Origin of the sequence: Buttiauxella izardii (assembly GCF_003601925.1) — a bacterium.
Taxonomy (GTDB): Bacteria; Pseudomonadota; Gammaproteobacteria; order Enterobacterales; family Enterobacteriaceae; genus Buttiauxella; species Buttiauxella izardii.
Genome location: NZ_QZWH01000048.1, coordinates 14,798 through 28,260, shown reverse-complemented (window position 1 = coordinate 28,260; position 13,463 = coordinate 14,798). Strand labels below are relative to the sequence as shown.

The following is a 13,463-nucleotide window of genomic DNA, read 5'->3' as shown; positions in this document are numbered from 1 at the left end:
AGGCGCATTATAGGGAGTTCTTCTGAGGCTGCAACCCTAAATATGCAGTAATTTGACTGACTGCTGCAATCCCCAGCAAAACCCCGCCTTATACGCAGTTGTGCACAAAGTTATCCACAAAGAGCCCGTATTTCTGTTGAAGTCATTCCCATCACAATACAAATTCGCGCAGGCTATCGGCACTATTCTTCATCTATATGCCCTTATATATGTAGCTTTCGGTACTTTGATGGATGGGTTCTCAATATGAAGCTGTACCATACCGGGGTTAGCCCTACATCAGACACTGCGCCATGCCATGCAAGGTAGAGATCTGCATTTATGCAGCGCCTGAATCTTTTCGCTGATGGAACTCAAACTGCAATGCAATGCTTCTGAAGCAAATAGATATTTTGCCCTCCATCCTCCTGACGAATGCAGTTAAGATTGTTCCACACTGGTTCGATTTGCTTAAGCTGCGCGAACTGCTCGGTTAAAAAAATCATCCCTCTGGTATTTATTCGTGGCCTCGGCCCTCCGGCCCGAAGATGGAAAGTAAGCGCCATAGCTTTTCAGCTCAGGCAGCCAACGCCCGGCCATTGTTCCAGCGCCTTTACCAAAGTCTTTATCGAACGCTTCGATGATATTGGTGACACCCTGGTTATTCGTTGAAGTAGCAATAACGACTGGTGGCTCAGTTTTGTTAAGAGCGGCTCTTACCCATTCAGTGGCAATAATAGAAAGAACCAGTGTGGTTTTCTCTGTTCCCGGCGGGCCATTGACGGCGAGGATACTCAAAAGCATGTTGATGTGGGGTAACTCAGATTGACGTCGGTTGACTGAAAAGCGGGGAAAAGCCTTGCGGGGACTGGATTTTAGGCATAAAAAAAGACCTCAGTTGAGGTCTATTTACATACATATGGTGCGAAGGCCGGACTCGCACATAAGATCTAATACTCTGATATAAAAGTCATTCATTAACAATCATCGGTCTTTGTACCCGCACTTATACCCACAAATAAAAAACCGTACAAAAATCATGCAATACCGAAACTTCATTTATCGAAGAAATCAAAGTTAATATACATTACAGAAATACCAAGTGGTTGCTAAAAAACATTACAACTCTTTCGCCAGCATCCCTGGATAGTGTTTTGCCACAATATCATTCATTTTATCCACCAGCACCGGGCAACTGAAGGTGATATGTCCGGTTCCCTTCTGAAAGTAACGTATAGCAAAATAGTTATCTTCGTAAACAGACAGGCCGGGGTTATCACGAATATGCTCCATCAGTCGGGTGGTGATATCACCCCGATTGTCAGGAACAGGTTTACCATCAAGCAAAAACAGCATCCGCTCGAGGTCGGCCAGTTGATCCCTTCGCCATCCCCAGTTCAGACTGAAGCCCCAGCGGTTATGTGTCACCAAGTTATTGATAATGATTTTCCTGCCAAAGCAGCACGGGCTGTTGGTTTTATAATCCCATGATAATCCTTTAAACACATTGATAATTCCGCGCTCAAAAACCTCATGTTTGGTGTGATGTAACTGTCTGAAGGTGGAGAGGATATTATCTTCGCTGATGGCAGGGAGTTCATCGCCTTCAAGACTCTTATACCACTGGTCGCGAGCCTGAGCGTCCATCAATGCCAGCATGCCGGATTTCAGCATCAGGTCACGCCAGACACTGCGATCGATATTGCAGGTAATAGCTTTAATCGCGGCCTGCGTTTTTTCAGTCAGCCAGCAGTCATAGCGATGGCCCTGGCGCATCGCCCAGTCTTTTGCGGTTCCGCCGCCAATAGATGCGGTCAGTATTGATAAATCATCGAGTTGCTGGATAACGCTTTTAATGCGTTCAAGTGCCACATTTCTTCCGGTAACGATGCGTTCAATGCTGGTGGAGCAGATGACATCGGTATGGCCGGTGAGGACCGAGGATTCATCAGGAATGTCAGACATCATTGTTTCCTTAATATAAAAAATAGCGCCAGCCAGAGAGGGCTGGCGCTTATACGCGAATGGTGGATTGGTTTTATTAATGCAGAGACCTGGAGGGGATAACGTTTGGTATTCCGGCTGATTTATTGTGGTGAGCCGGGGTCAGCAATAATGAAGGTGCCCGGTTCTTTACCAATAATGAGAATATCACCAGTGCTGTTCACAGCAGTGATCAGTTCAGCCAGCTCAATACCGTCCACTTCAACGGCAATTTTGCCCATATTAAGGGCCCGCACATTGACGCTGTCCGCTTCAATATTCAGTGATATCTTCATTGATTCTGTCCCTGCCTGTGGCTCTGGCCGCAGGTTATTGCTGTGACGTCCTGATACCCCTCACGTTTCATCAGACCACTCACCTTCCTGGCCCGCAGAATATCAATGCTGTTAATAAAGGGGGACTGTTCCATTACCGTGAAGCCGGTGCGGTCAGTCCGTACCAGTTCATATTTTTCTACAATAAAGTTCAGCGCATCTGCCAGTGAGATACCGGCATCAATATGCTCCTGAATAACCGCATCATCGCCAAACGGGGTGTCATTAAGGGTGAGGCCGTAATGCTGTTCCAGCAGGCACGTGAGTAATGTCTGCCAGACGGTAACCGGTGACGGACAGCACTGTCCCGCCTGCACCATGGGCGAAGGTAAAGTCTGCATTGTGAATCTCTCTTGTGATTTAAGTCAGAATGGAAAGGGGGGGTAAGTAAAACAGGGGCGGTATCAGGTGTCAGCGGCAGGCGTCGGGTAAATGACGATATACACATACCCACAACTGCCTAATGAGTCGGCCTCACAGGTCAGTCCGTTGCGGTACAGCGTGACACATTGTGCATGGCGCGGAGTGATTTTGCCTGAAAGCAGCATCAGCTCCAGGTGACGGATAAAATGCTCAAAGGCCTGGTCCAGATGACCGGATGTCTCTTCGCTGAAAATCCCGGTGATACTGGCGCGGTCCGCCAGAAAATGCAGGCGAGGACCGTCCTGTACCAGCCTTGCCCCGAAGCGAGGAGTGATATCCCGCCGCAGTCCCCATTCGTTCATCTCTTTGTCTGGCATGGTTTTGCTCCTGTTTTCAGTTCAGTGTGAGACTCATCAGGCCGGTATACGGTCCGTGCTTCTTTCGTGCTGATAATGTTCATTTTTCCTCACAGCAGCCCGTGCTCGGCAAAGGAAAATACCTCACGCCCACCAGTAATCAGATGGTCAAGTACCCGGATGTCCACCAGCCCCAGGGCCTGTACCAGTTTGTGAGTGAGGGTTTTATCCGCCGGGCTGGGGGTGGTTTCACCGGAAGGATGGTTATGCGCCAGTATCACTGCCGCCGCGTTATGGCGCAGTGCCGCTTTCACCACCTCCCGGGGATGCACTTCCGTGTGGCTGACCGTGTCAAGGAACAGGGTTTCGTTGTCCAGTAACCGGTGCTGGTTATCGAGATACAGCACCATAAAGACTTCCCGCTCCAGGCCCGCCATCTGCAGGCGTAACCAGTCGCGGGTCATGTGTGTGGAGAGAAAAGCGTCACCGGGTTGTCTGAGATGTTTTTCCAACAGGCGCAGGGCCAGATGAATGATGCGCTGCTCGCGTGGCGGGCAGGTGGCGAACAGAGAAAGTGATGTCATGTCTGCTCCTTAATAACAAAAACCCCGGTGAGTGTGGTCACCGGGGTGCAGGGAAGAAAGCGACGTCGCGTTACTGCGTCGTAACGCGTGGGGTCTCAGCGATAGAGTTTTGATGCAAACAACAGCGCTTTATCCTGGTACATCATCACGTGGTCTTTTGTCAGCGTCACTTTCGTTATCTGGTCGCAGAATGCCGGTGAGTCAAGGCTGATAAATATTTTGTCCTGGTGGTTGAGCCCATAGTAAGCCCCTCCCTGGCAGGCCATGGTGAAATTATCAACATGGATAATGGCAAAGGTGTCGTTGTAGGCGACCACCGTTTTTTCGCTTTCACTGCCGGTGAGTGCCAGTGAATCTTCGGTGATGTTACCGAACTGACTCAGGGCCTGAGGATTGTTAATCAGCTGTCCGACTTCACTTTTCGTCATGGCGGAAACAGAAGCCGATACCAGTACAGCAGTCACGGCAATCAGCGCCGGAAGGGTGATTCGCATAAGAGAGATTCCTTAAAGTTGGTTTACTGTTGAGTGCTGAAATCTTCACTGCCGATGCTGGTATCGACGTGAATTTCGGCGGGGTGACAGCGTGGGTTGACGCTGACAATAAATTCCTGCCCGTAGTTCACCCTTACCGGTGGTTTGCCATGGAAGAAGGCAATATCACAGTTGCCCCGGTTAATGCTGACCCCGGTGATGGTGAGATTGTTTTCAAGCGACTGAATAACAACCCGCTTGACGACCGTGCCGGGTATGAACGGGTTCGGTGTTTCAGTGGTTCGTACGCGCACGATATCAGCAGCATAAGTGGTGGTGACAGACAGACCAGCCAACAGGATAAAAGCCGTGAGTATTTTTTTCATGATGCTCATTGTTGAGAAATAAAGAATGTAAGGAAACGGTGTCAGACTGACCTTTAATCAACTGGCGGTTGCACATAACGTGAGAACAAAGCTGGCAATCCATATCCAGAAACAGACCGGCTTGTGCTTCAGAAGCTGTGCGCGTTTCCACAACCAGACCGGCACCAGCCAGGTGATATTGCTGAACTGACGGGTATCGATACCGGCTTGCTTCAGTTTCCAGGCATCCAGGTAGCTGAGTCCGACCGTAAGCAGGAGCGGGACATACCAGTACTCTGAGGAGGTGATAGCCGAATCCATATACTCCTCCGGCACACCGGACAACCCCAGCAGAAAGGCCCGCAACAGCAGACCGATGAGGGGGGAGAGGGCCAGTGTATAAACGAGCACGTTATTGATATTTGAAGGTATTGTACCCGTGCCCGACAGCGACGGTAATACCGGCGGCAGAGGCGGTGGCGTGACACTGCGTTGTGGCAGATGCACCGCCAGTAAGGTCTGTGCCAGCGGTTGCCAGTTGTCCATACCTTCACACCACAGCAGGCTGGTGGACGACAACCCGCCCTGACTGATGAAGGTGATCATTTCCGCTTCCGTGATGCTGTCAGAGCGTGTGCCGTTCTTTTCGTAATACCAGAGTGTCATTGTGTTCTCCTGTTTTCGGGCCGCAGCCCACTGAGCCGCTGTGCCTGAGCACGCAGCGTGAGTAAAAGTGTCTTGGGGGAAGGTTATTCCCCGGGAGCCGGTGTCTCGTTGAAACGGGTCAGTACATCGCGTATCAGCCGGAAATGGGGCAGTGCGTGAATAAACCCGGGCCCGGTAGTCAGTTCTGTCAGTGACTCCCTGCGCCGGAAGGCGGGCCCTATCAGGGTGACATCGGTGATATCCCTCAACAGAAAAACCTGTACCTGCCGGGCATGCTCTCCCACCAGATACCAGTACCCGTCAAAGTAAATCAGCCGGTACGGTGCCAGTTCCGGGAAATAGTCTGCGCCCACCCGCAGACTGACCCGACGCTGGTCAACAATGGCCTGAGTCAGCCGGTAAAAACCACCAAATAAGGTCGGCATACTGGCGGGCGGTTTGTGGTAAACAATGAAGGGGGAGTCGTGCTGCCCGTTTAACAGCAGGGATAACAGGCGACTGTCGAGGGACGGAAACACCTGGGCGACGTGAGTCAGACGGGCGAAGCTGATAATGTCCCGGTCACTGCGAATACCGTTACGCCCTTTTGCCAGGCGGTAAACGCCGTTCTCGCATTCGAGGTCCAGATACACCAGCCGCTGGTTAAAGTCGCGGCGCAGTGTCCGTTCCGAGACATTGAACTCACCGGCCAGTTGCCCGGTTGACAGGGCTTCTCCCTGCAGCAGGCGGCTGATAATCAGCGATAACCGCACGGCAAGCCGGTCCCGGGCACTTTCTTCATACATAACGGTGTCCTTATTTTTGCTGCATCAGTGTGACTGGCACTGGGTCTTCTGACGCATCCAGGCCACCAGCATGCAGGCGGGAATGGTCACCCGATAAGCCGGGCCTGCAATATCGGCTGCCAGCCAGGCTGAGCTCAGCACCCAGCCTACCGGTCCGGTCAACAGGCTGATGCTGCGGGTCAGCATGACGTAGGCACCGAATGGCAGGGCCCGTCCCAGCAGGCTCTTCGCCAGAATACTCACCAGCATGGTGGTCATGCGGTAAGCGGCAAAGCCCGAAGACCGTATGGCGGTCTGCACGGCCATCAGCATCAGCTGGGGAGTTGGGTTGGAAATCTCCACCTGCATCTCTTTCGCCAGCTCCCGCAGGTCCTGCTCTGACATTTTCGCCAGACTGTTTTCCAGCACCTTCAGCAGCATGTTGAGTTCGATGTTTTCGGTGGTGGCGTTCTTGTTGTAATTCACTTTCATTTTGTCGCAGGCATCACACAGCACTTCCCGGTACGGGACTCCCTGGCCGCCCCGGAACAGGCTGACCAGACTGTTGGCCCCAAAGGTCTGCAGTTCGGCAGCCACAGACGGCCAGTAGCGCTGGTGGTCGGGGGCATGCTGTTTGTACTCATCGGTTGATGTCAGGGTTTCAGCCACCCGGGCATTGCCGTCCTGTGGGTCACGGATGAGCAGGCTCACCAGTAAATCCAGGTCGGTGTTATCAACAAGACTTAAGAAGTGAAGATCGGGATCGGCACGGTAAATGGCCATCAGGGAAGACTCCGGTTTCAGGGAATGAAATTATCTGCCCATCACCTTAAGCCCCACCCCGGACAGGGTATGACCGCGTGAAAAAATATTTACCGTAACGGTAAATCCCCGCTCATCCCGCACCCAATAAGGGGACTGGGGCGTTAAGGAAGAAACCCATGACAGGAACAGGGTGGCGTGCGGACACCACCTGTCCGCACAGCAGAGGTTCATTAACAACCATCAACACACCGGTAACGCATTCCACTACCACAGTTAACCCCCTGAATGGCTCAGCAGGGTTTCCGCCATCACCCACAACGCACGGTTAAGCTTCACATCGCCATCAATGCCCCGGACAGCCCGGGTCTGCATGCGGCGGTTCGCTGTATTGCGGCCCGTCAGTCCCCCTTTTATCAGATTCTCCTGCACCCGCTGATAGGTGGTCCACAGGTCGTGGTTTTCATCCTGCCAGCGGCGTGGACTGAGTACCTGTGCCGGAGTGACCGGCTGATGCTCCTCACCAAAGCGGTAAGTGATGGCGGCTTTTGCCAGCGCCTGCTGCGCGGGAGGCGGCAGTATCAGTGACTGCATCGCCTCGCGCTTCTCCTCCACCCGGTCGAATATTCCCAGCACTTCATAGGCCCCTTCAATCACCTGGCTGACCACATCGCCCTTATGTGGAACGCGCACCTCACCGAAGGTCTCACCGCAAATCAAACCGTTCTGGCAAACCTGGCGAAATAACCCCGGCAACATCTGGTAGGAGCTGGAGCCATCATGGGAATTGAGCAGAATGATTTCCGGCACCTGTTGCCCGGTGATTTGTCCTTCACGGCGCAGACGCAGCATGTGTTTAGTGTGCTCACGACGTGCGGGGTCCCGGACACGGGTCTGGCAGGCAAAGAACGGCTGAAAGCCCTCACGACGCAGACTGTCGAGCAGGGTTATGGTGGGAATGCAGGTGTAACGGGCACTGCGTGAGGCATGTTTATCCTCGCTGAAAACACTTGGCACCGTCAGGCGAAGTTCATCGTCGGTCAGTGGACGGTCACGACGAATGACATTCGCGGCACCAAAGCGGGAAGCTAAACGGGTCATAACAGACTCCTTTATTCAGAAAACGGCATAAAGCCGGTGGCAATGCACCGGCATAAAAGGGGGAAGAAAAGGACAACGCAAACGCGGAGAAAATCAGGACTGAAAGAGACGGAAGTCGTCACAGATAAAAATCTGCCGTGCCAGTGCACCGGTGGCGCGGGCGGTGAGATATCCCCTGGAGCCGGAGGTCAGCCCGCCAATCAGGGGTATCCACAGGCCACTGCCGGAGGTCAGCAGCAGACGGGAAAGCAGAGCACACAGGCGGGAGGTCAGTGAGCCGGTCAGTGCTGCCGCTGCCACCGGAGCGAGTTGCCGGGCCACCAGCTGGCGCAGCAGTTGTTCACAGAGCAGGCTGATAGCCACATCACCGGCCAGGCAAATACCGGCGAGTAACTGTATTTCGGGCGCATTAACACTGTGCCCTCCAATAATGGCAATGGCAGCACTCATTCTCAGCTGGAAATACCAGCTCCCGGAAACATTCACCGGAAGACTTAATGGCAGAAGTGCGGGGCCGCCCAGCCCGGTAATAAAACTGCAGGACGCATTTTTAAGGGATTCGTGGCAGATAAGTTTATCGACAGCGGTTTCAGGGGAGGGGTAATCATTCAGATACTGGCGGGCCAGTTGTTCAGCGGAATCAAACCCTGCCGCTCCTTCAATGGCCTGCTGATAAATCCAGTTCAGCAGGGTGGGCAGGGAAAAGTCATTAGAGTTTTCAGACATGTCATTCTCATTTAAAACCAGACCGTAAGGGATACGTGACGGGATATTCAGCCACGCAGTTCATTACAGTGATATGGGTTTTAAATGTTTTTATTTGCTGCTTTTATTTCATGACCATAAGAGAATATTCATCATTGATGAGCTTTTCCAGCATTTCATTAATCTTAACGTTATTCGCAGAAGCCAGTTTATCCAGTTTATCTTTCGCAGTCGTTGATATGTAAGTGTTGAGTGCTTTCTTGTTTTTGACACTGTCACGGTATTTTTTCTGGTTCCAGGCTTTTGTCGCAGACATGATTGCCAGTTCAGCTACGGCAGGCTTATTAAAGCTATGGGCAAGTAATATTCCAACAGCAAGGAAGTGTTTGTCTCTTGAATCAAACGGTTTTACAGATTCAAAATAGATTACCTGGGGTTTATTGTTAATGAAATTAGTAATGTATTCCCAAAGCCAAATGGATTGCTCCTGATTTTTAATATCAAGAAATTTCATCTTTGATATTAAGCTATTTTGCTTTCCCCAAGCCTCTTTGGCCATGTATATGGCACTACACTTCTGGTTTTTGCTAAGATGTAATGAATCAATATGGGATATTACTGCGTTTAACCGCTCTGTATTATTGGATGGTGAATTGTAATTCAAATGTTGATATGCTTTATTATCTATATATAGCTTGCCGTATTCTGCTGGGCAGAATACGGCATTAGTTGTCGAACCTAATGGGTTAAGGAAGAAATACATCCATAAAAAATAAATGGCATAGTCGTTCTTAACCCATTCAAAATAACTATCCTCAATGATAAGGTCATTGGCATATGATCTCATTCTTACTACAAAATCAATACGTTCTTTCTCACTCATTCGAAATGTTTTTATTATGTCAGAAGTGTAATTGAAGAAAGAATTAAAGCCAGGGTTATCCAGGAGACTGATATCCACATTGGTGTTTTGGATTTTAATAAAGCGAAGATAAGACTGGCAGAATCTTTTCCCCTGATTTAATGATTTTAGTTCTTCCAGATAACCCATTTTTACTCCTGTAATATCTCTGTGACCACGTCACATGCATTTAGCAGCGATATTCATTATTTATGTTGATTACTGCGTAGTTCTCAACGTTGTTTTCTGCGTAAGGAAACAGTATAAAAAGTAGTGTTAATCAAGTAAAGCCTGTGTAGCGTTTTATGTCTTACTTTCGTTATAAAGTATTATTTTAGATAAAAAATAACAATGACTTAGCGATTTATAGTAAGGTTATCAATCAGCCATTTCTTCAAATCACACCTTCTTCTCGTTCATCTGCATCTGAAGCCGGCAACGAAAGCTGATGTTCAGGAACTGTAATGTCATTTTTAACAGCTCTCACCAATAGCATGAGCAATAGCACGCCGTGACACCCCATACACTCACCGTGCTAATGCCTCCCCCTATAACTTCCTGTTGGAGAGCATTCAAATGACTGACTTATTAAATGATCAAATGGTAGATATGAAGTTTATAACGGCTTTCACTGGCCTTACAGACAAGTGGTTTTACAAGCTTATTCAGGATGGTGAGTTTCCCAAGCCAGTAAAGCTGGGGCGCGCTTCACGTTGGTTCAAAAGTGAAGTAAAGAATTGGGTGCAGGAAAAAGTAGAGTTATCTCGTCAGTAATTCTGATGTTGATGAACTTTGATATTGATGTGAGCTTCATTAGTATGTCTTAATATTATTTGGCTATGAGCATAGCAAATTTTAATAAGGCTTCCGTTTCTTTCAGGGAATAATCAGACTGATTTTAATTTCAATGTCAGGCTTAGATATCCAGATGGTTTGCAAATTTAATGAGTTTAAAACCCTTCTCAGCTAATGGCAGTATTCCAGATAGACAAAGAAAACAAAGTGTTTTTCCTTTAACGTTGAGATTCATAACTTCGGAGTAAAAATAACGAAATAACTGACCTATTTAAATGTCCAGGGCATTACTTTATACAGATGTTGATGGCGGGTTGGTAATATATACACTCTTTAATAAACACACTTAATACTCATGCACAAGTAAGCATTGATGATAATCATACGTAATGAGTAACGCTCGGAGGAATTAGTATGAGCAATCAATATCAGAATAGTCATTCAACTAATCTGGAATCTACAGATGACTAACTGTAGATATTTCTAAAGTAATAATCAACACACACTTCAACTCATAGGCTTTCATGGCTCGCCTGGTTTAATAAGTTGCTGCTAATCAGGTATGTATTCTCTTGTTTCTGAATCAGGGGTGTGTGTATTGCCTGATTGTTCAGGCTTAATTACCGACATGCAATATACTCCAGAGCTATTATTACTCTGGAGCATTCCATTAACTCATCTCCTTTATTAATTGCAGGATTAAATCCAACTGACTTGCAATAACTAAAATTACTTCAGGATATTAATATGTTTAATAGTATTGATAAAACACAAGGCTCACTAAAACAGCGTTATCTGGATAGACTCTCGAATGTAATCGATAATGCATTGACAGAATATCCAAGAACAATGGCTGTACGCGTTGATTTTCATTTACCAGAATGCCGGGATATAGGGGATAGCATTGCACATGAGGCTTATCTCCATACGGGAGTGATGAAGCGATTTATTGAATCGCTGGATGCCAGAATAAACGCTCATCTGGAAAGAAAAAGGAGAAACGATATAAGAGTACGCCCCTGTAATCTCAGATATGCATGGGTACGAGAATTCTGCGAGGATGGAAAACCGCATTACCATGTCGTGCTGTTCGTTAATAAAGATGCCTTTATGAGTCTGGGAAGCTATGAAGAGAATGGAACGGGTTTAGCGTCACTGATACAGAATGCATGGTTGAGTGCCCTTCGGATAAGTGATTTCAATGAGTATCGAACACTGGTCCATTTCCCCGAGAACCCGCGCTATTTCCTCAACATCAACGCCAGTAACTTCAGGCAGGTTTATGATGAGCTGAGCTTCAGGTTAAGTTACTTCGCAAAAGAACGGACGAAGTCATACAGCCGCGAGATACGGTCGTTTGGCTGTAGTCAACATTGAGGAATGTTCATTATTTTACCTAATTCTCTGTGATAACGCTGAAAATTGAAATTTGTCTTCGTATTTGCTTTTTACTCTCCTGAAGCATTGCAATGAATAGCAAGCTCGAAGGGATACTACATTGTTGTATACCCTAAATTCTTATTGCTAATGTATAACAAAAAAATGAAGTCACCATGAAAACAACGTTATCTTTGAAGCCGAGCACCGCCTTCCCATTGGTACCCAGCTTCGGCCAGTGCTTTAACTTTAATAAGGCGGTTATCCATTTTTTTAGCGGAAGAGTTGAAGAACCCACTGAGTTCATACTGGAGGCACAGATTTGCACCAACAAATTCGTATCAGCAGTTTACGCTGAGTTATCTTTAACTGCTGACGTACGGGATTCCGCACATCGACTATAAAATCCATCACTACTGGTGGCTGAATCATCAGTACCACCAGTAGTGATTGCAAACGCTCACTTTCTCTACCATCAACGATGGTGATGGTTTGCTCCAAAGCCATGACCGTTAATTAAGACTATTTTCCTCTGAAAGAGAAAAAAATCACGGTTGTCGATAGCAAAGGCAAAATGTGTTTTGTCATAAAGTCATATACCTCAATTTCGCGTATCATAACGTGGTTTGTTAATCCCTCAATCGTGGAGCCATTATGACCGCCAAAGAATATCTGGGTGACATCATTGGTGGCAGTCTGATGTTGCGTGAAAGCAGAGTCATCGCGGAGCTGCTGTTAACCTCACCAAATGAAGATAAGTGGCTTGATGCCATTGTGAATGACAATATCCTGCAGAAAGCATCTGTGCACAGTGCCAAGCGTATGGCTTCTACTTTGCGCAAAAGACTTCATTCAATGGGTGAAGCATTCTGGACTGAACTATTAGAGGTCTCTGACGATACAGCCCGGCAAATGTTGCTATTGGCAACCATGTGCCAGTCTCCTGTACTGACCGATTTCATGGCGACCACACTGTCTGATGCCCGGCAGATGTACCGTGAATCACTGCGAAGCGATGACTGGCAGGAATTTATCCTGTCACGCCAGCGTGCCATTGTCGGTCTGGAGCAATATTCAGAAAGCTCAATCCAGAAAATGGGTAGCAATGTGTTTAAGATCCTCGCGGATAGCGGGTATCTGGAATCAGGCCGCAGTAAAAAGCTGAAAAATGTCTATGTGCTACCCCAGATAAGGGAGTGGGCGATTCGTCTGGACTGCCAAAAAACCTACGATGTGATGGAGTCCGTAAGATGAGGGCACAATTGGACAGTAAGCCTCAATTGTCAGCTCGTCTGGAACAAATTGAAGATCGGCTTAAAAGTGAAGGCTTCCTGAAAAACCAAGAGCTCGGTGGTGAGATTGGTTTTTATATCTTTGATTACCCACCTCAGTTTGAACTAACCGTACGGGAATATCTGAAATTGACCCTGCCTCGCCTGGCCCGGCAGGGGCTGAATTTCGTTCATCTCAATCTGTTCGAAGAGATACTGGCAATTTTGCAAGAGCGTAAATTGCTGGATAAAGCTTTTGATCTGGAGATCAAAAAAGGGACTGATGAGTTAGCCAAAGCATTGAAAGGGCCACTTGAGCAGGGTCGAATTGCCAAACATCTGATAGATAAAGTGCTTCCAGCCTCCCCTCAGTTTGTATTGTTATCAGGACTTGGCCAATGCTGGCCTTTGCTACGTGGTCATAGCCTACTTAACGCATTACACGCCCACATGGGTGCGATACCGCTGGTACTGTTTTATCCTGGCAGCTACAACGGTCTCGAGCTTTACCCTTTTGATTTGGATAGTGCAGAAGTGGCAACCGCCAACTACTATCGCGCTTTTCAGTTGGTGCCACACGCTTCTAAATACTGAAATTTATACTGCTGCCGTGGCTTGTCCTGTTGAGAAAACTCAAACCACTTTCCTGGCCGCGAAAGAGTTATCACATTGTAGCGAGCACA

Annotated in this window: 17 protein-coding genes and 1 pseudogene; 4 read left to right on the top strand and 14 right to left on the bottom strand. The window is 48.2% G+C overall.

Features of this window, described 5'->3' with window-relative positions; genetic code table 11:
• Positions 1 to 468: 468 nt before the first annotated feature.
• The 14 genes and pseudogenes from D6029_RS18570 to D6029_RS18500 all read right to left on the bottom strand — a co-directional run.
• Positions 469 to 771 (bottom strand): annotated as a pseudogene (locus tag D6029_RS18570) (hypothetical protein); the annotation flags it as partial.
• A 327-nt stretch (positions 772 to 1,098) separates the two neighbouring features.
• Complete coding sequence (locus D6029_RS18560) at positions 1,099 to 1,944, bottom strand: DUF4942 domain-containing protein (RefSeq protein WP_208642697.1); 846 nt, start codon at positions 1,942 to 1,944, stop codon at positions 1,099 to 1,101.
• Between the two features lie 122 nt (positions 1,945 to 2,066).
• Entirely contained in the window at positions 2,067 to 2,258 is a 192-nt protein-coding gene (locus D6029_RS22770) for a DUF5983 family protein (RefSeq protein ID WP_120066205.1), read from the bottom strand.
• The gene (locus D6029_RS18550) at positions 2,255 to 2,638 is read right to left on the bottom strand and encodes a TA system toxin CbtA family protein (protein WP_120066204.1); all 384 of its coding nucleotides are present in this window, start codon (positions 2,636 to 2,638) and stop codon (positions 2,255 to 2,257) included. Before D6029_RS18550 ends, D6029_RS22770 begins: the two co-directional genes overlap by 4 nt.
• 63 nt (positions 2,639 to 2,701) lie before the next feature.
• Positions 2,702 to 3,037 (bottom strand): type IV toxin-antitoxin system YeeU family antitoxin, encoded by a 336-nt coding sequence (locus D6029_RS18545; RefSeq protein WP_418230276.1) that lies wholly within the window; start codon positions 3,035 to 3,037, stop codon positions 2,702 to 2,704.
• A gap of 89 nt (positions 3,038 to 3,126) precedes the next feature.
• Positions 3,127 to 3,600 (bottom strand): RadC family protein, encoded by a 474-nt coding sequence (gene radC, locus D6029_RS18540; protein WP_120066203.1) that lies wholly within the window; start codon positions 3,598 to 3,600, stop codon positions 3,127 to 3,129.
• 95 nt (positions 3,601 to 3,695) lie between these two features.
• Positions 3,696 to 4,094, bottom strand: coding sequence for a hypothetical protein (locus D6029_RS18535; RefSeq protein ID WP_120066202.1), 399 nt, complete (start codon positions 4,092 to 4,094; stop codon positions 3,696 to 3,698).
• 23 nt (positions 4,095 to 4,117) lie between these two features.
• Positions 4,118 to 4,459 (bottom strand): hypothetical protein, encoded by a 342-nt coding sequence (locus tag D6029_RS18530; protein WP_120066201.1) that lies wholly within the window; start codon positions 4,457 to 4,459, stop codon positions 4,118 to 4,120.
• Positions 4,460 to 4,516: 57 nt separating this feature from the next.
• Entirely contained in the window at positions 4,517 to 5,104 is a 588-nt protein-coding gene (locus tag D6029_RS18525) for a DUF4339 domain-containing protein (protein ID WP_120066200.1), read from the bottom strand.
• Positions 5,105 to 5,187: 83 nt separating this feature from the next.
• Complete coding sequence (locus tag D6029_RS18520) at positions 5,188 to 5,889, bottom strand: helix-turn-helix transcriptional regulator (protein ID WP_120066199.1); 702 nt, start codon at positions 5,887 to 5,889, stop codon at positions 5,188 to 5,190.
• 24 nt (positions 5,890 to 5,913) lie between these two features.
• Positions 5,914 to 6,651, bottom strand: coding sequence for a YaaW family protein (locus D6029_RS18515; protein ID WP_120066198.1), 738 nt, complete (start codon positions 6,649 to 6,651; stop codon positions 5,914 to 5,916).
• A 255-nt stretch (positions 6,652 to 6,906) separates the two neighbouring features.
• Positions 6,907 to 7,731 (bottom strand): DUF932 domain-containing protein, encoded by an 825-nt coding sequence (locus tag D6029_RS18510; protein WP_120066197.1) that lies wholly within the window; start codon positions 7,729 to 7,731, stop codon positions 6,907 to 6,909.
• A gap of 93 nt (positions 7,732 to 7,824) precedes the next feature.
• A complete protein-coding gene (locus D6029_RS18505) occupies positions 7,825 to 8,457 on the bottom strand; it encodes a hypothetical protein (protein ID WP_120066196.1) in 633 nt (210 codons plus the stop codon).
• A gap of 103 nt (positions 8,458 to 8,560) precedes the next feature.
• Positions 8,561 to 9,487, bottom strand: a complete 927-nt coding sequence (locus D6029_RS18500; protein WP_120066195.1) for a hypothetical protein — start codon at positions 9,485 to 9,487, stop codon at positions 8,561 to 8,563.
• A 426-nt stretch (positions 9,488 to 9,913) separates the two neighbouring features.
• Between D6029_RS18500 and D6029_RS18495 the strand changes: the two genes are divergently transcribed.
• From D6029_RS18495 to D6029_RS18480, 4 genes are all read left to right on the top strand, one after another.
• Entirely contained in the window at positions 9,914 to 10,111 is a 198-nt protein-coding gene (locus D6029_RS18495) for a helix-turn-helix transcriptional regulator (RefSeq protein ID WP_120066194.1), read from the top strand.
• A 768-nt stretch (positions 10,112 to 10,879) separates the two neighbouring features.
• Positions 10,880 to 11,509: an inovirus Gp2 family protein gene (locus D6029_RS18490; protein ID WP_120066193.1), complete on the top strand. Its 630-nt coding sequence runs from the start codon at positions 10,880 to 10,882 to the stop codon at positions 11,507 to 11,509.
• 654 nt (positions 11,510 to 12,163) lie between these two features.
• On the top strand, positions 12,164 to 12,763 hold the full coding sequence (locus tag D6029_RS18485; RefSeq protein WP_120066192.1) for a DUF1819 family protein: 600 nt from the start codon (positions 12,164 to 12,166) through the stop codon (positions 12,761 to 12,763).
• On the top strand, positions 12,760 to 13,374 hold the full coding sequence (locus tag D6029_RS18480) for a DUF1788 domain-containing protein (protein WP_120066191.1): 615 nt from the start codon (positions 12,760 to 12,762) through the stop codon (positions 13,372 to 13,374). The genes D6029_RS18485 and D6029_RS18480 overlap by 4 nt, the downstream gene beginning before the upstream one ends.
• Positions 13,375 to 13,463 lie beyond the last annotated feature (89 nt).